Annotated in this window: 14 protein-coding genes; 9 read left to right on the top strand and 5 right to left on the bottom strand. The window is 61.9% G+C overall.

The genetic code is table 11. The annotated features are described in order from the left end of the window. The 3 genes from QP965_RS06860 to purT all read left to right on the top strand — a co-directional run. Positions 1 to 1,188: VaFE repeat-containing surface-anchored protein (locus QP965_RS06860; protein ID WP_284852685.1), on the top strand; the 1,188-nt coding region annotated here is incomplete at its 5' end. A gap of 155 nt (positions 1,189 to 1,343) precedes the next feature. Beyond that, complete coding sequence (locus QP965_RS06855; protein WP_284844491.1) at positions 1,344 to 2,201, top strand: class F sortase; 858 nt, start codon at positions 1,344 to 1,346, stop codon at positions 2,199 to 2,201. A gap of 151 nt (positions 2,202 to 2,352) precedes the next feature. Then, positions 2,353 to 3,705 carry a formate-dependent phosphoribosylglycinamide formyltransferase gene (purT, locus tag QP965_RS06850; RefSeq protein ID WP_284844490.1) on the top strand — a complete coding sequence of 451 codons (1,353 nt, stop codon included), beginning with the start codon at positions 2,353 to 2,355 and terminating at the stop codon, positions 3,703 to 3,705. On the opposite strand, the gene QP965_RS06845 is transcribed toward purT, so the two are convergent. Both QP965_RS06845 and QP965_RS06840 read right to left on the bottom strand, forming a co-directional pair. Next, complete coding sequence (locus tag QP965_RS06845; RefSeq protein WP_284844489.1) at positions 3,702 to 4,184, bottom strand: GNAT family N-acetyltransferase; 483 nt, start codon at positions 4,182 to 4,184, stop codon at positions 3,702 to 3,704. The two genes, purT and QP965_RS06845, sit on opposite strands and share 4 nt — an antisense overlap. Positions 4,185 to 4,187: 3 nt before the next feature. Further along, positions 4,188 to 5,549: an FAD-dependent oxidoreductase gene (locus tag QP965_RS06840; RefSeq protein WP_284844488.1), complete on the bottom strand. Its 1,362-nt coding sequence runs from the start codon at positions 5,547 to 5,549 to the stop codon at positions 4,188 to 4,190. A 228-nt stretch (positions 5,550 to 5,777) separates the two neighbouring features. Here QP965_RS06840 and pta point away from each other — a divergent pair, with 228 nt between their 5' ends. The 3 genes from pta to QP965_RS06825 all read left to right on the top strand — a co-directional run bounded on the left by pta (position 5,778) and on the right by QP965_RS06825 (position 8,947). Continuing rightward, entirely contained in the window at positions 5,778 to 7,139 is a 1,362-nt protein-coding gene (gene pta, locus QP965_RS06835) for a phosphate acetyltransferase (RefSeq protein ID WP_284844487.1), read from the top strand. Further along, complete coding sequence (locus tag QP965_RS06830; protein ID WP_238801400.1) at positions 7,140 to 8,363, top strand: acetate kinase; 1,224 nt, start codon at positions 7,140 to 7,142, stop codon at positions 8,361 to 8,363. 137 nt (positions 8,364 to 8,500) lie between these two features. Further along, positions 8,501 to 8,947: a helix-turn-helix domain-containing protein gene (locus tag QP965_RS06825; protein ID WP_284844486.1), complete on the top strand. Its 447-nt coding sequence runs from the start codon at positions 8,501 to 8,503 to the stop codon at positions 8,945 to 8,947. A gap of 29 nt (positions 8,948 to 8,976) precedes the next feature. On the opposite strand, the gene QP965_RS06820 is transcribed toward QP965_RS06825, so the two are convergent. The 3 genes from QP965_RS06820 to QP965_RS06810 are packed head-to-tail and all read right to left on the bottom strand — an operon-like array spanning position 8,977 to position 13,987. Then, positions 8,977 to 11,532: a serine/threonine protein kinase gene (locus tag QP965_RS06820; protein WP_284844485.1), complete on the bottom strand. Its 2,556-nt coding sequence runs from the start codon at positions 11,530 to 11,532 to the stop codon at positions 8,977 to 8,979. Next, complete coding sequence (locus QP965_RS06815; RefSeq protein WP_284768802.1) at positions 11,529 to 12,542, bottom strand: glutamate ABC transporter substrate-binding protein; 1,014 nt, start codon at positions 12,540 to 12,542, stop codon at positions 11,529 to 11,531. The genes QP965_RS06820 and QP965_RS06815 overlap by 4 nt, the downstream gene beginning before the upstream one ends. Then, positions 12,542 to 13,987 (bottom strand): GlnX family signal transduction membrane protein, encoded by a 1,446-nt coding sequence (locus tag QP965_RS06810; protein ID WP_284844484.1) that lies wholly within the window; start codon positions 13,985 to 13,987, stop codon positions 12,542 to 12,544. Before QP965_RS06810 ends, QP965_RS06815 begins: the two co-directional genes overlap by 1 nt. Before the next feature lie 70 nt (positions 13,988 to 14,057). On the opposite strand from QP965_RS06810, the gene QP965_RS06805 reads away from it, so the two are divergent. Genes QP965_RS06805 through QP965_RS06795 form a run of 3 tightly spaced genes read left to right on the top strand, consistent with a single transcriptional unit; the run spans position 14,058 to position 16,354 of the window. Further along, positions 14,058 to 14,552 (top strand): NUDIX domain-containing protein, encoded by a 495-nt coding sequence (locus QP965_RS06805; RefSeq protein ID WP_005329848.1) that lies wholly within the window; start codon positions 14,058 to 14,060, stop codon positions 14,550 to 14,552. A 29-nt stretch (positions 14,553 to 14,581) separates the two neighbouring features. Beyond that, positions 14,582 to 15,568: an ABC transporter ATP-binding protein gene (locus QP965_RS06800; RefSeq protein WP_284844483.1), complete on the top strand. Its 987-nt coding sequence runs from the start codon at positions 14,582 to 14,584 to the stop codon at positions 15,566 to 15,568. 6 nt (positions 15,569 to 15,574) lie between these two features. Then, positions 15,575 to 16,354, top strand: a complete 780-nt coding sequence (locus tag QP965_RS06795; RefSeq protein WP_284844482.1) for an ABC-2 transporter permease family protein — start codon at positions 15,575 to 15,577, stop codon at positions 16,352 to 16,354. The last annotated feature ends 50 nt before the right edge of the window (positions 16,355 to 16,404 follow it).

Raw genomic sequence — 16,404 nt, 5'->3', positions numbered from 1 at the left:
ACTGAGCCGACCAAGCCGGGTGAGCCGGGCAAGGAGACTACTGAGCCGACCAAGCCGGGTGAGCCGGGCAAGGAGACCACTGAGCCTTCCGAGCCGGGCAAGGAGACTACTGAGCCGACCAAGCCGGGTGAGTCGGGCAAGGAGACTACTGAGCCTTCCGAGCCGGGCAAGGAGACCACTGAGCCTTCCGAGCCTTGCAAGCCGGGCGACGAGACTACTGAGCCTTCCGAGCCGGGCAAGGAGACTACTGAGCCTTCCGAGCCGGGCAAGGAGACCACTGAGCCTTCCGAGCCTTGCAAGCCGGGCAAGGAAACCACTGAGCCTTCCGAGCCGGGCGAGCCAACGACTGAGGAACACAAGCCAGGTGAGCCGTGGGTTACCACGAATGCTGACTTTGCTAAGGGTTCCCATGAGGTTGTTGCTGGTGCCAAGGTCATCGATAAGGTGACGTATGGCGGCCTAGTTCCGGGTAAGGAATACACCTTGAAGGCTGAGCTGATTTCCAAAGAGGACGGCAAGTCTGTTTTGGGTACCGGTGAAGCTACCTTCACTCCGGAGAAGTCCAAGGGCATGGAGCCAGTGACCATCACCGTTAACGATGATGTGACCGAGCCGGTTGAGGCTGCGGTTGCTTTCGAGGAGCTCACCTCTACTGAGGTCAATGACAAGGGTGAGGACACTCCGGATACCACTCCGGAGAAGCCGAACCACATTGCTGAGCACAAGGACATCAACGACAAGAACCAGACTGTCCCGAAGGACACCCCAGGTGGTTCTTCGGATGGTTCCTCTAACGGTTCTTCCCATGGTTCTTCCAAGGGCAAGACTCCGTGGTGGCTCATCCTGATTCCGGGTATCGGCCTGGGCAAGATCATCAAGGATCATCACGACCACAATGACCACGACAACCACAACGGTGGCCACGGTGACAACACCGGTAACCACGATGGTGGCAACGGTAAGCACACCGACGGCCACAATGGCGGCAATGGTCACGAGGACAAGGGTCAGGATGCTCCTAAGGGCGGCAACTCTGACAATGGACACGGCCGTGGCGTCGAGGTCCAGGGTCAGGAACCTGAAGAGACTGGCAACGCACTGCCATCCAACGCCGACCGCGTTGAGATTAAGTCCGTACCGTCCGGCGCAACCGAGCTTGAGCCGGGTATGCAGGATTACATCAAGTAGTCCATAAGCATCGGTGAGGCGGCCCGCGGGTCGCCCCACCGGGGTTGAGACTTAAACACCAAAAATCCCCTCCAGGGTGTGACTGCACACGCTGGAGGGGATTTGCATATAACCTGCACAAGGTAGACAAATCGAGGAAGTAGAGGAAGCTAGCTATGGGAAAGCACGCGCAACCACAGCAGCCGGAAGACAATGGAATGTCGCAGCATCCGGCGAGTAGGGAAGAAGGGGGCGTCGGCAAGCAGGGCATGGGCCGTGGCAAGCTGATCGCTACTATCGCGGCCATCGTTGTGGTGGCATTGGTCTTGTTGCAGGTAGTGCTGTACCTGGCGCGCGATGATGAGGATGAGGCTGGTTCGGCGCCGGAGACGGTAGCCAGCGAGAGCGCCTCGGAGGAATCCGGGCCGAAGTCCGATGCCTTCGTGGATGATTCGGGCCAGCAGGAGCACGAGTATGAGGCCGCGCCTGGTGAGTTCAAGGGCTTTGAGGGCATGTCCGTGGGTATCGATGGCGAATATGCGGCCGTAGACCCCGTACAGGTCACGGACCAGGGCGTGCTGCTTCCGCCACACGACGTCACCCGCGTGGGCTGGTACTCCGCCTCCGCTGTGCCGGGTGAGCCGGGCAATGTGGGCTCGAGTGTGATTACCGGCCACATTAACTACCAGGGCCAGGGAACCGGTTATGCGGAGAAGTTCACGAAGCTGAAGAAGGGCCAGGAATTTACCGTGGTCATCGACGGCCAAGAGCGTACCTTCCGCGTGACCGAGGCGCCGTACCGTCTGCCCAAGGGTTCCGGTTTCCCGGACGTGGTCAACGATAAGGAAGGCGAGAACCGCCTGGTTCTCATTACCTGTGGCGGCCAGTTCGTTGGTGGCGCGCTGGGTTATGAGGACAACATCATTACCGTGGCGGAGCCGGTAGGCGAGCCAGAGCAGCCCGCCGAGCAGCCGGCAGGGGAGGCTCCGGCCGAAGCCCCAGCCGAGGCACCGGCTGAGGCACCTGCAGCCTAGGCTGAAGCTTCTATGGCGCCCTGTGGAATTGCCCACAGGGCGCCTTCGCCTATCCGGCTCACCTGGCATGTAGGTGGTGGGGTTGGGACCTAAATATGAAATAATTTAAGGCAGTAAACGCCGCTGCCTGCGGCTTAGAAGGAGCATTTTCATGGATAATCCAGGCGAGATCGCCGGTCATATTGGCACGCCGCTGACCAGCAATGCCACCAAGGTATTGCTGCTGGGCTCGGGCGAGCTGGGCAAGCAGCTGGCCATGTCCTTCCAAAACTTGGGCTTGGAGGTCCACGCGGTGGACTCGTATGCGGGCGCGCCGGCGCACCAGGTGGCGCAGTATAGCTACGTCGCCGATATCAAGGACACCGGGCGCATCCTGCAGTTGGCCCAAGAGATTCATCCGCATTTTGTGGTTCCGGAGGTAGAAACCGTTGCGGTAGAAGCGCTGGAGGAGATGGAAGCGCATAGCGACGCCGTCGTGGTCCCTTCCGCCCGCGCCTGCGCCATGACGCAGGACCGCCAGTGCGTGCGCGAGGTGGCGGAGAATATTGGGCTGCCGGTTTCCGCGTATCGCTTTGCTAGCTCCGTGGAGGAGTTGGAAGAAGCAGTGGGGGAGTTGGGCTTTCCGTGCATCATTAAGCCGGATGTGTCCACCTCCGGTAAGGGCCACATGATCGCGCGCGAAGAGGACGATGTGCGTACCGCGTGGGAGACCGTGCGGCGCGTCTCCTCGGATTCGCAGCGCGTGGTGGCCGAGCGCTTCGTGGACTTTGACCTCGAGGTCACCCTGCTGGCTATTCGTTCCATCGATCCGGCCACGGGCAAGTTGGCCACATGGTTTAGCGAGCCCATCGGCCACCGCCATGAGCGCGGCGACCTCGTGGAGGAGTGGCAGCCTACCGGCATGAGCGAGATCGCGCTGGAAAACGCACGCTCGGTGGCCGCGCGCATCTCTAATGAGCTGGGCGGGCGCGGCGTGTACTGCGTGGAGCTTTTCGTCGCGGGTGATGACGTGTACTTTTCCTCCGTGTCCCCCCGCCCCGCGGATACGGCGATGCTTACCGCCTACACGCAGCGTTTTTCCGCCTTTGACCTGCATGCGCGGGCGATTTTGGGCTACCCCATTGACGCCACCTTGGTCACCCCGGGTGCAAGCGTGGTCATCCACGCGGACGAGGAGCTGAATGAGGTGGCATATACCGGCGTCGCCGCGGCCCTCAACTACGCCGAGACGGACGTCAAACTCTTTGGCAAGCCGGGGGCCTACAAGGGCCGTCGCATGGGCTTGGTGTCTGCCACCGCGGAAAGCGCGGAGGAGGCACGCGACCGCGCAGCACTAGCGGCGCACAAGATCGAGGTGACCTCCACGCCGGGCCTGTTGGCCCAGGGCGGTGCGCGCGGCATCGAGCCGGAGGCGGATAACGTCCCCGATATCGAGGTCGTGGAGTACGAGGGCGGCGTGGAGCTCGACCCAAAGCTCGCTTCCGGTGTGGACGACGCCGACTAGGGAGCGGGGCGCAGCATCGGCTGGTGGGGGACTCCCTCGTCGTCGAAAAGCTCGCCTACCGGAGTAAATCCAAAGCCGGCGTAGTAGTCCACGAGGCCGGCCTGCGCTTCCAGGTAGAGCGGCTGGCCTGGGTGCATGCGCTCGCCAAGGTCGACGGCCGCCTGGAAGAGTTCGCGGCCGAGGCCCGTGCCGCGCGCGGCGGGCGCGAGCGCGAAGCGGCCGATTTGGGCGCCGGCGGCGTCGGCAAGCGCGGCGTCAGTGGGCGCGGCCGGAAGGACGCGGGCCGTGCCAAGCAGGTCATGGGAATCCGCATCCCAGGCCAGCAGGTGCACGGTCTGGGGGTCGGCGTCGGTGGCGTCAATCTCGGCGTACGGGCAGCGCTGCTCGTGCACAAAGACGTCCACCCGCAGTTTGTAGAGCTGGTGGACGTCTAAGGCCGCCAGTTGCTCCAAGGGCCCGGCGGTAATGATGTGCGGCACGGGCTAGGCCTGTGGGCCGGCGTGCTTGACCATCTCGTCCCACTCGACGATCTTGATGCGCTCGCGGCCGTGGGCCTCGCCGGCGGCACGCTCGGCGGCATCCAGGCGGTGCCAGCCTTCCCAGGTGGTCACGGCGATATCGCGGGAAGCCAGAAAGTCCAGGATATCCTGCGGATCGCGCTTGGTGGCCGGCTCCAAGTCGCCGGCCTTGTAATCGGCGATGAGCATGGTGGTGGTGTCCTTGGCATCGGACTTGGTATTGCCAATCAGGCCCACCGGGCCGCGCTTAATCCAGCCGGTGGTGTAGAGGCCGGGGAGCTTTTCGCCGTCGACATTGGCCAGCACGTGGCCGCCGTCGTTGGGCATGGTGGCCTGGGTCTCGTCGAAGGGTACGCCGTCGACGGACTGCGGGTGGTAGCCCACTGCGCGGTAGACCGCCTGCACCGGCCACTCGGTGAACTTGCCGGTACCGGTTACAGTGCCATCGCCGTTGAGCTCGGTGCGCTCGGTCTTAATGGCGGTGACGTGGCCGTCCTCGCCCAGTACCTCTACCGGGGACTCGAAGAAGTGGATATAAAGCTTGTGCGGGGCATCGCCCGGCTCGCGCATGGCGTAGGACTCCAGCGTCTGGCACACCAAATCAGTGGACTTGGCGGCGCGGCGGGCCTCTACAGAAGCCTCGTCATACTCGATGTCCTCGGGGTTGACGATGACCTCGATGGTCGGGGACTCGTCCAGCTCCTTGAGCTCCTTCGGCGTGTACTTAGCCTGCGCCGGGCCGCGGCGGCCGAAGACGTGGACCTCCTTGGCGCGGTTCTTCTTCAGCGCCGCGTAAACGTTATCGGGGATCTCCGTCACGAGCAGCTCGTCCGCGGTCTTAGCCAGGATGCGGGAGACATCGAGGGAGACATTGCCCACACCAACCACGGCGACGGACTCTGCGGAGAGATCCCAATCGCGTTCGAAGTTGGGGTTGCCGTCATAAAAGCCCACGAATTCGCCGGCGCCATGGTTGCCCTTGAGATCCTCGCCCGGGATGCCCATGCGCTTATCTGCGGTAGCGCCGGTGGCGAAGATGATGGCGTCATAATACTCGCGCATCTCCTCAACGGTGATGTCCTTGCCCACCTCGATATTGCCCAGGAAGCGGATCTCTTCCTTTTCCATAACGTTGTGCAGGGACTGCACGATGCCCTTAATACGCGGGTGATCCGGCGCCACGCCGTAGCGGATCAAACCGAACGGCGTCGGCATCTTTTCAAAAAGATCGATCTGCACATCGAGGTCGGATTTCACTAGAAGGTCAGAGGCGTAAATGCCTGCCGGGCCGGAGCCGACCACGGCGACGCGCACTGGGGTAGTCATGTGCTTAGGGTGTCCTTTCTTTCGTTTTGCTGCATATTCTACGCGGTCACTATGCGATAAAAACCACAGCATTACTAACCCCAGTTTAGGGAGGTCACGATAGGGCATAGGAGGGGGTAAATCGCGTACAGTGGAATAGTCACCGCGTGTTAATAACTGTGACGTATGACATGAAGTTATGACGCGCGTTAATTGTGTTCAAGTGACCGTGAATGAAAGGTAAATTGCATGTCTGCATCCCATTCCGCAGTTATTAGCGCTATCGGCCGGGGTTTCGATGGCCTCGACGTGCCGGCCCTGGCACAAGAACTGGGCGCGGAGTTCATCCGCCTCGAAGACTTCGATGCTACCGTCAGCGCCGTCCTCGCTAACGCGCCTGCCGCCGAGAACATCGTGGCGCAGGGTACCGGCGATATCGCCTTCGATGCCGAGACAGCTGCTGCCCTCGGCCTGCCGCTGGCCATCATTTCCGGTGCACCGCAGCGCACCGGCGAGCTTGCGCAACACAATGCGGAATCTCTGGGTGCCACCGTAGCCGGCATCTTCACCGACCTGGAAGCGGTCCCGGGCGCACTTGCCGCGCTTGGCGACGTCTCCCCGGTCATGTCCGCAGACCTCTTCCAGAAGCAGCTCATCGACCAGGCCCGCGCCGCCGGTTCCCACATCGTCCTGCCAGAGGGCGACGATGACCGCATCCTCGAGGCTGCCCACGTGGTGCTGCGCGATAAGGTTGCCAAGCTGACTATCCTGGGCAACGAGGCCGATATCAAGGCCCGCGCCGCAGAGCTCAAGCTCGACCTGGCTGGTGCCGAGATCATCAACCACCTCGAGTCCCCGCTGGCAGAGGAATTCGCCGCTGATTTTGCTGAGCTGCGCAAGAAGAAGGGCGTTACCCTCGAGCAGGCTCGCGAGACGATGCAGGACATCTCCTACTTCGCCACCATGATGGTGCACAAGGGCTTGGCCGATGGCATGGTCTCCGGCGCTGCTCACACCACCGCGCACACCATTAAGCCTTCCTTCCAGATCATCAAGACCAAGCCGAACGCTTCCGTGGTCTCCTCCATCTTCCTGATGGTCATGCGCGGCCGCCTGTGGGCCTTCGGTGACTGCGCCGTCAACCCGAACCCCACCGCCGAGCAACTGGGCGAGATCGCCATCGTCTCCGCACAGACCGCCTCCCAGTTCGGCATCGACCCGCGTGTGGCCATGCTGTCCTACTCCTCCGGCACCTCCGGCTCCGGCCCGGACGTTGACCGTGCAGTGGCCGCCGTGGAGGCCGCCAAGAAGCTGGATTCCTCCGTCAAGGTGGATGGTCCGCTGCAGTTCGACGCCGCCTGCGATCCAGGCGTTGCGGCTAAGAAGATGCCGAATTCTGAGGTTGCCGGTCAGGCAAACGTCTTTGTCTTCCCGGATCTTGAGGCCGGCAATATTGGCTACAAGACGGCACAGCGCACCGGCGGCGCGCTCGCTGTAGGCCCTATCTTGCAGGGCCTGAACAAGCCGGTTAATGACTTGTCGCGTGGCGCGACCGTTCCGGACATCATCAACACCGTTGCAATCACCGCTATTCAGGCTGGAGAGAAATAAATGTCATACGTTCTGGTCCTTAACTCAGGTTCTTCCTCCGTTAAATTCCAGCTGGTCGATCCCGAGTCCAGCGCCACGGATACCCCGCTGGTCTCTGGCTTGGTCGAGCAGGTTGGCGAGCCCCTCGGCGCCGTCACCGTCAAGACCGGTGGCGAGAAGTACAAGGAAGAGCTGGAAATCCCTACTCACTCCTTCGGCCTTGAGCGCGCTTTTGCCATCATGAGCGAGCACAACGTTGGCCCGACCGACGTGGATGTTATCGCCGTTGGTCACCGTGTTGTTCACGGCGGCCGCCTCTTCTCCGAGCCACAGCTCATCGTGGACCAGATTGAGTCCATGATTGAAGACCTCATCCCGCTGGCTCCGCTGCACAACCCGGCCAACCTGGACGGCATCCGCGTGGCTCGCAAGATGCTGCCGGATATCCCGCACGTTGCCGTCTTCGATACCGCTTTCTTTAATACCCTGCCGCCGGCAGCTGCGCTGTATGCCATCAACAATGAGGTGGCATCTAAGTACGATATCCGCCGCTACGGCTTCCACGGCACCTCTCACGAGTTCGTCTCCCAGCAGGTGCCGGCCCTCCTGGGCCGCGATCCGATGCACACCCACCAGATCACTCTTCACCTGGGCAACGGTGCTTCTGCTGCAGCCATCCGTAATGGCCGCGCCATCGATACCTCGATGGGCCTGACCCCGTTGGCCGGTCTGGCTATGGGTACCCGTTCCGGTGACATTGACCCGGGCATCATCTTCCACCTCGTCCGCCAGGCGGGCATGAGCGTGGATGAGATTGACAACCTGCTCAACAAGCAGTCCGGTGTCAAGGGCATCTCTGGCGTTAACGACTTCCGTACGCTGCGCGAGCGCATCGACAACGAGGACCAGGACGCCTGGCTGGCCTATAACATCTACATCCACCAGCTACGTCGCTTCATCGGTTCTTATATGATTTCCCTCGGCCGCGTTGACGCCATCACCTTCACCGCCGGTGTAGGCGAAAACGATACCGAGGTTCGCCAGGACTCCCTGTACAACCTGGATATGTACGGCATCCACTTTGATAAGGAGCGCAACCTGGTCCGTTCCGACCAGCCACGCATGATCTCCACTGAGGATTCCCCGGTCAAGGTCTTTGTCGTTCCGACCAACGAGGAGCTGGCTATCGCTCAGAAGTCCGCCGAAATCGCCGCAATGGCGCGTGAGGCTGGGCTCTACAAGTAAAGACTCTCACGGCCAGTTAGAAGCTGGAATGTGAACGAGAGGCGTGCGATCCATAAGGGACCGCGCGTCTCGTTTTTATCTCTGAACCTAGTACAGTAACCGTTTCGTTTATTGCGTTTGTTTTGTAAGGTGGGGGTATGAAGGACTTGCGAAATGGCGGGGCAACTCGGGATACCAGCCAAGCGGAAGAGGCTTTATTAAGGCTCAATTCTGTGTTGGAGGCAAAAGATTCACCGGCACCAGTGGATATATTCGTGCAAGGAACCGAGCAAATAATCGCAATTCCGCGAGAGATCGCTGAAACCCTGCAGAAAGTTCTCGCCATCGAAGCGGCAGGGAAATCGGTCCGCGTAGTGCCAGAAGAATCCGAGTTCACCACGCAACAGGCAGCAGACTTTCTCAATGTTTCGCGGCCACACGTTGTAAAGCTCATTGATGAAGGGAGCCTTCCCGGCTACAAAGTAGGTTCCCATCGGCGTGTGAGTCTTGCGGATCTGCAGAAATACAAGAATGAAAGAGATGCCCGTCAGCGCCGTGCCGTAGCTGAATTGACAGCCTTATCGGAGGACCTGGAGCTCTATTAGTGGGGCGGCTGTACGAGCCTGTGTAGCGATTAGAAGGTAGTGACGGGGCGGACCTGGTTGGCTAGGTCAACGAGCGCGTAGCGGTGGCGGCTAAACGGGGCTTGGCGCGCGAGGGCGCGGAGTGTCTCGGAGAGACCTGTGCGCAGACCACGCTGGGTAAAGGCGTATTCGAAGAGGTCGTTGGGGGAGGCAGCGCGCGATAGATCGGCATTGCGCAGGAAATTCAGGCCAGCGGAAATGACGGCGATCTTGATCTGCAGGAAGCGCGGCTCGTTGGTGGGCACCTCTTCGAGGCGTCGGGCAGCGCGGCGAATGCGGGATTCGGAAAGGTCCTGGACGATGAGCTGGAGGATCGTCGTCAAGCGGGCCATGCGGTAGTGGCGCGACGCATTGGGAACCTTGTCGAGGACCACGACGGCTACCTCCACCTGGCCCTCGGAGCGCAGCTGGCGGGCGAGGCCAAAGGCGGAGGAGACGGTGGTGGGGTTGGTGGACCACACAATGCCGTAGAGGCGCATGGAGTTAAAGCGCAGCGCGGCCGGATCCTGGGTGACGTGGTTCCAGATTTCCGGCTGGCCCTCAAAGGCGGAGTTGGGGAGAGCAGCCAGGGTGGAGTGCATATTGGAGCAAGCACGGGCCACGGTGGGGTCAATGAGAGAGGTATCGCTGTAATCGAGCTGTTGCAGGATGAGCTCGTTGATGGCGGCGATGGCGAGCTTGGGCGCCGCCTCGCCCGGCAGAAGATCGAGGACGGTGGAGAAGTATTTCTGGGCGTCGCGGTAGTCGTCGTGAAGCAGCTCGGTAATTCCGGCGTACCACTGGAAGCGCCAGTCTTGGCCAAGGCGGTCTTCGATGGAGCTTAGCCACTGGCGGGCCTGGCCGGTATAGCCCAGGTCAATCATGGAGCGGACCACGCCCAGCGGGATTTCGGCGGAGTGTTCATACTCGGGGGTCTGCATGGCCTGGCGGAGGGTCTCCAGGGCTTCCTGTGGCTCGGCATAGGAAGCACCCTGGAGGAGGCCGGCGCCCACATCGTCGCGGTCCAGCAGCGGGGTGGGCAGCGCGGAGACGACCTCGGGGGCGGTGATTTGGACGGTGCGATCGATGCCGTCGATAAGCTGGTCGGTGCGAAAGACCAGGTGTTTGGTGCCAAAAGTGGTACGTTGCGGCGAAAAGAGCGAGTGCTGGGACGGATATTGGAGGCCGTCGCGGATGGCAATGACCTCGCGCAGAACGCCGTAGAGCTGGGTGCGCAGCTCTTTGATGGAGGTAAAACGGCGCTTTGGGTCCGGGTCGGTGGCGCGCTGCAACAGGCGGTACAGCGAGAGGAAGCGGCGCAGCTCCGGCTCCTCGGTGGGGGTAGGAATGCCCGGCAGATAGACGCCGTCCTCGGTGGGCAGCTTGAGACAGAGCGCAGCCAGGGTACGGCCGATGGTGTAGATATCGCTGGCGATGGAGGGCCCTTCGGTGGCTACCTCTGGGGCCTGGTAACCCTTGGTGCCGTAAATATAGCCAAAGGCGCCGATTCCGGAAACCGCTCCCAAATCAATGAGCTTGACCTGGTCCTCGGTGACGATGATGTTATCGGGCTTAAGGTCGTTGTAGACCACTCCGCGCGAATGCAGGTACTCCAGGGCCGGCAGGATTTCTAGGATATAGGCGATGGCGATATCGACCGGCAGGAGCTTATCCGGTTGCTTTTTGCGCCTGCTTCTTAGCGACGGCCCGCCAACGTACTCCATGACAATAAAGCCACCGGGTACTCGCTCGTCATCGATAAAGTTGAAAATCTTGACGATACCGGGGTGGGTAATATCCGCGAGAAACTCGCGTTCGGCCACCGCAGCGGCGGTTTCGTCAGCCGATTTTTGGGCCTGCATACCTTTGAGAACCACCACTCTTCCCGAGACAAAGTGGTCATTGGCCAGGTAAATCCATCCCATGCCGCCGTGGGCGATAACGCCCAGGATTTCGTACTGGCCGGCCACCACGTCGCCGGGCTGCAGCTGCGGCGGCGGGATCTTTTTGCCGGAGGTTTTCTCGGTCGGATCGATCAGGGCATCGGTAGGTTCGGACGGGGTGATAAAGGGCAGCCGCACCATGCCATCGGCCACGCGGCGCTCGGTGCGGTGGGTGCCGCGGCGCTCACGGAAGGTATCGAGCGCGCGGCGGCGCGAGCGTTGCGAGGAATCCTCTTGGGCCTTCTGGGCGCGCTGCTGTTCGCGTTGGGCGCGGATATTATCCAGATCCGCCAGAAGGCTGGAGATGTGGTCTGGGTCGATGGAACCATCGCCATCTTCATCGTCGTCCGCGAACGGATCGAAAGCCACAGCAGCGGTGCCGGTTTCCTCCCCGGACTTCTCATCGGCGAAGGGGTCAAAGGCCACGGCCGCAGTGCCCTCTTCCTCTTCGTCCGCAAAGGGGTTGAAAGGAACGGCGGCGGTGGCGGGGCCATCGTCCAGCGCATCCGGCTCCTGCGCGGAATTGGCGGCATTGGTGGGCTGGCGGAAGGCGCGTTGGGTATCGAGGTTCTCCGGTTCGATGTACTCGAGCTCGTCGTCGCTAAAATTCGGGTTATGGCTCATGGCTTAGCGTCCTCCTCGATGTACTTGCCGGCCGGCAGGGTGGGCTCTTCCAAGTAGGCGCCGAGCCACTCCTCAAAGATTGCGGACCACGTGCCGTCGCGGCGGATGCGCTCGAGCGTGGAATTTACTTGGCGCAGCAGCGGGCGGGTGTCATGTTGCTTGCTGGGGCGGCGCACGGCCACGCCGTAGTTTTCGGTCTCTAGCGGCTCGCCCACGATGGACGTATAGGAGTCTTGGGCGGCCATGCCGGAGAGCAGGGCATCATCGACGACGATGCCGTCGGCCTGGTTAAGCTGCAGGGCCATCAGGCAATCGCCCCAGGAACGGGTAACCAAGATATCGGATTTGGGGGCGTGCTCGCGGATGGTATCCAGTGCGGTGGACGCGCCTACGCCGCATAGGGTCTTACCGGCGGCGTCTTTCACGGACCTAATGCCGGAATTGGTGAGCACCAGCATGCGGGTTTGGGTTCTCATATAGGGAATGGAAAAGGCCACGTCGCGCTCGCGTTCAGGGCTAATGGTCATGGTGCGCACAATCATGTCCACCGCGCCGGTGTTGAGGGCATCGACGCGGTCGGAGGATTCCACGAAGCGGAAGTCCACCTTATTGGGATCACCAAAGATATCGCGGGCAATCTCGCGGGCGATATCCACCTCGAAGCCGCGCACGTCGCCGGAGGCGGCATCGCGGTAGCTCATCAAGTTATTGGAACGATCCACGCCCACGATGAGGCGTCCGCGCTTGACGATGTCCGGCACCCGCTCCTTTGCCTTCTTATCATCCGGGCGGTAGCTGCCCTTGATTTCCTCATCAGAGGCGCGGTGAGCTGCGGTAGATCCGGCCTTTTCAATTTCCGCTCCTTCCGGCAGCGGCGGGCCTGGCCGGGAATCGAGGGCGTGCTCGGCGGGCGCCTCCAGCGGAGGGGCGGTGCGAACGTCGCAGGAGGTCAGTGGAAGCGCGGCGCAGACGCAGGCAAGCGTGGCGAGGGTAAGGCGTGTGCGGCGCATTAGAGGTACTCCTGCAGTCGGGGACGGATGCCCAGCCACACGGCAATAATGGCGCACAAGGTCAATAGGAACACGGCCGAGGACACCGCAGTCATGGCGGTCAGGCCGCGCTCCAAGTAGCTGCGCATGGCGATGCGCGCCTGGCCGATGAGATCCGAAAGCTCCGCGTCGAGCTCGTCATAGGAACGCGCCGCGGTCATCTCGCCATCCTTGGGCTCGGTGGCCGTGGCCTGGTAGATGGCCTCGTCATAGTCGCCGTCCTTGAGCGCACCCATGAGCTTGTCGTGAGTGCCTCGCCACTGCTCGGCGGCCGCCCGGGCGCTGTGGATGAGTTCTGGGTCGGTGACCTCCACGTCCTCATCATTGAGCGCTTCCTCATAATCTTCCAGGGCCGCTTCGATGGAGTTGATGGAGCTGGAAAAGCGCACCATCGTATCCTCCTCGGAGGAGCGCAGCACCAGCGCCAGGGTCTCGGAGGTGCGCGCCTGCTGCGCCTCAATCCGCGAGGCCGTGAGCGAATCCCACGGGCGCGAGGCCGTCTCAAAGCCCTGGTGGCCGGTGGACCAGGTGGCGAGGTTGGATAGCGCCACCCAGGAGATGGCTAAGAAAAGCAGCACGCTGGCAGTTAAGAAGCCGCGGTTAAAACGCCGGCGGGTCTGGCGCCACAGCCACCATTGGGCCACGGCGAGGAAGAAGAGCGCTGCCAAGAGGCCGGAGAGCGGCACCCACTGCGGCGAGGTGAGCTTTTGTTGTTGCTGATTCACCTTGGCGGTGGTCAGCTGGAATAGCTCGGAGGCAGCCGGCAGGATACGCTCGCGCATGAGCGCCGAGGCATTGGACATATAGGAATTGGCCACCGCATTGCCCGCCCGGTGATTGGCGCGGGCCTTTTCCACCATTGCGGTATAGACGGGCAGCTCGCGTTGGATAAAGGTCACCAGCTCGCGCACGCGGCCATCTTCTTGGGTGGTACCCAGTACGGATTCGGTGGCCGCTACGGAAGCGGCATCGATGGCCTCGTTATAGCTATCGCGGTTGTGCTCCGATTCCACGCCCGCCTGCACGAAGCCGGTGGTGGCCACGGTATCGGCCACCGAGAGCGAACTATAAAGGTGGTGCGCCGCATTCGACATCGGCTCGGTGGTGGTCAGCAGCTCGTCCAAGTCGGAGTGGCGGGCGGCGGAAGACTGGGACATCGATAAGCCGGCGGCGCCCAGGGCTACGGTGAGAATGAGCGTGACCGTAAAAAGCTTGCCTGGGGTGGTGGAGGCGAAGTAGTAGAAGCGGCGCAGCAGGCGCGCCGGGCCCGCGAACCATTCCATGGCGCGGCTACTGAGCCCGCTGAAGGCCGGGCCGGTGGGCGCGGTAACCTCATCGAGCCAGTGATCGCTCGGGTGAGCGTGCTCATCGTGCACGCTTTCTGCCCGGACTGCCTGCTCGGTCATTCACTTAGAATAGCGCCCGCAGTGTGCTGGGCGCCACCATATACCCGCGTGTGTGGCTAGGATAGGCAGCATGCATAACCCTCACAGTGGAGACGGCTGGGCGGCAGGCCCCGGCGGCATTCGCGTCTGGGGAAAATTTGGTGCCGCCGGCCTGTTCCTCGTCGCCGGGCGCAAGGTGCTCCTCCAGCACCGCGCCGCGTGGACCAATCACGGCGATACCTGGGGGATTCCGGGTGGCGCCCGCGATTTTACGGAGACGCCCACCCAGGCCGCTCTGCGTGAAACTCATGAAGAATGCGCGATTGCACCCCAGGACGTAGAGGTGCTCGACGCGCGGGTAACGGCCGGGCCCTATCCCGCGGCGGGGGATCTGCCGGGGGAGTGGACCTATACCACCGTCCTAGCACGCACGCGCACCGGCGCACCGCTTCCTACTACAGCTAATGAAGAGTCCTATGAGCTGCGCTGGGTACCTTTTGAGGAGGTAGAAAGCCTCCCCCTTCTGGCCGCCTTCCGCCACGCCTTTCCCACCCTGCGGGAGAGCGTGGAGGCATTGAACAGGTAAAGTTGCCGGATTTATGGCACGCTAGTGCCATGATCGAAGTAGAAGGACTGACTAAACAATATAAGTCTGTCCGCGCCGTTGATGATCTCACCTTTCAGGTAAAACCCGGCATGGTCACCGGGTTCCTGGGTCCCAATGGCGCGGGCAAATCCACCACCATGCGCATGATCCTGGGCTTGGATACTCCCACGGCCGGCAGGGCGCGCATCAACGGCAAGCACTACCACGAGCTGAAGGAGCCCCTGCGTGAGGTAGGCGCCTTGCTCGATGCCAAAGCGGTGCACCGCAACCGCAGCGCCGCCAACCATCTGAAATGGATTGCGCAGTCCAACGGCATTTCTACTTCCCGCGTTGACGAGGTCTTGGGGCTGGTAGGGCTTTCCGACGTCGCCGGTAAGAAGGTCGGCGGCTTCTCCCTCGGCATGGGCCAGCGCCTGGGCTTAGCCGGCGCGCTGCTCGGTGACCCCGGCATCCTCATCCTGGACGAGCCGGTCAACGGCCTCGACCCAGAGGGCATCCGCTGGGTCCGCCAGCTCGTGCGCGCCCTAGCCGATGAAGGCCGCACCATTTTGATTTCCTCCCACCTCCTCTCGGAGATGTCTCAGACCGCGGATCACCTCGTGGTCATTGGTAAGGGCCGCTTGGTGGCTGACCAGCCCACCTATGACTTTGTGAAGGACCACTCGCAGTCCTCTGTGCTGGTGCGCTCCGACCATCTCGATGCCTTTAGCTCCGCGCTGCGTGCCGAGGGCATCGCCTTTACCGAATCCACCGACGAAGAGGGCCGCCCCCGCCTGGTGATTTCCAACCAGACCACGGACTTCGTGGGCCAGCTGGCCTACTCCACCGGGGTGCCGCTTAATGAGCTCAGCCTCAAGCGCGCCTCCTTGGAGGACGCTTTTATGGAGCTTACTGGCGACGCCGTCCAGTACCACGGCTCCACCGGTGCCCCCGCGCCAGCGGCTGGCACTGGCGCCGCCACTCCGTTCGCTCGACCCACCCAGCAGGAGGTTTAATTCGCCATGCTGAATACCTTGAAGTCCGAATGGACTAAGCTGCACACCACCCGCTCCTTCTGGTGGACCACCTTCATCTTCCTCTTCTTTGCCTGGGGTTGGGCCATCCTCAATGCTCGTTTGACTAAGCCGGCAGAAACCCCTGAAGAGGCAGCGATGGGGATGGGGATTATCACCTCAGATGGCGCGGTGTCCTTCCTATTGTTCCTCGGCCTGCCCGTGCTCATGATCCAAGCCATCATGATCGTCACCACCGCGTACCGCTATGGCACGCAGACCATCACGTTTATGGCTACTCCGCGCCGTTGGTCGGTGGCCTTAGTCAAGCTGCTTATGTACGCCGTTATCGCAGCCGCGCTGACCTTTATCGCCGTGGCGGGTGCTTACCTGCTTACCGAGCTTTTTGCCCACGATGAGGTAGCCGCGGAATTCCACCCTTGGGATGACGAGATGGGCCAAAAGCAGCTGTGGAAGTACCCGCTGGCCGCCGCGCTGCTCGTCCTCTTCTCGCAAGGCTTGGGACTGCTGCTGCGCTCGACTGCTGGTTCCGTGGCTATCGGCCTCATCCTCTTCCTCGGCGTGGACAATCTCGTAGCCACCATCCCCAAGGTCGGCAGCAAGCTGGTTAATTTCATGCCGTTTAAGTCTTTCCAGTCGTGGCTGCTGGAAATGGAACCGGTTGATGCTCCGTGGAAGGAAAACTGGGGATTCTGCCTGGTATTTATTGCCTGGGCCCTTATCCTGTGGGTTCTCGGTGCCATCGTGCTGCAAAAGCGCGACGCCTAAGCGCCTGTAACGCACAGCACCGCCTCGGACGGCAGCTCATGGGCTGCCCA

This window comes from Corynebacterium sp. MSK074, assembly GCF_030229735.1.
Classification (GTDB): Bacteria; Actinomycetota; Actinomycetes; order Mycobacteriales; family Mycobacteriaceae; genus Corynebacterium.
Note: the sequence above shows the minus strand (reverse complement) of the source record. Positions and strands in the feature narration are given on the sequence as shown.

Bases quoted from the DNA above. Each gene is read 5' to 3' on its own strand.
- QP965_RS06805 (WP_005329848.1), top strand. From the start codon at position 14,058: ATGCATAACCCTCACAGTGGAGACGGCTGGGCGGCAGGCCCCGGCGGC.
- QP965_RS06830 (WP_238801400.1), top strand. From the start codon at position 7,140: ATGTCATACGTTCTGGTCCTTAACTCAGGTTCTTCCTCCGTTAAATTC.
- purT (WP_284844490.1), top strand. From the start codon at position 2,353: ATGGATAATCCAGGCGAGATCGCCGGTCATATTGGCACGCCGCTGACC.
- QP965_RS06820 (WP_284844485.1), bottom strand. From the start codon at position 11,532: ATGAGCCATAACCCGAATTTTAGCGACGACGAGCTCGAGTACATCGAA.
- QP965_RS06815 (WP_284768802.1), bottom strand. From the start codon at position 12,542: ATGCGCCGCACACGCCTTACCCTCGCCACGCTTGCCTGCGTCTGCGCC.
- QP965_RS06840 (WP_284844488.1), bottom strand. From the start codon at position 5,549: ATGACTACCCCAGTGCGCGTCGCCGTGGTCGGCTCCGGCCCGGCAGGC.
- QP965_RS06855 (WP_284844491.1), top strand. From the start codon at position 1,344: ATGGGAAAGCACGCGCAACCACAGCAGCCGGAAGACAATGGAATGTCG.
- QP965_RS06825 (WP_284844486.1), top strand. From the start codon at position 8,501: ATGAAGGACTTGCGAAATGGCGGGGCAACTCGGGATACCAGCCAAGCG.
- QP965_RS06795 (WP_284844482.1), top strand. From the start codon at position 15,575: ATGCTGAATACCTTGAAGTCCGAATGGACTAAGCTGCACACCACCCGC.
- pta (WP_284844487.1), top strand. From the start codon at position 5,778: ATGTCTGCATCCCATTCCGCAGTTATTAGCGCTATCGGCCGGGGTTTC.
- QP965_RS06800 (WP_284844483.1), top strand. From the start codon at position 14,582: ATGATCGAAGTAGAAGGACTGACTAAACAATATAAGTCTGTCCGCGCC.
- QP965_RS06810 (WP_284844484.1), bottom strand. From the start codon at position 13,987: ATGACCGAGCAGGCAGTCCGGGCAGAAAGCGTGCACGATGAGCACGCT.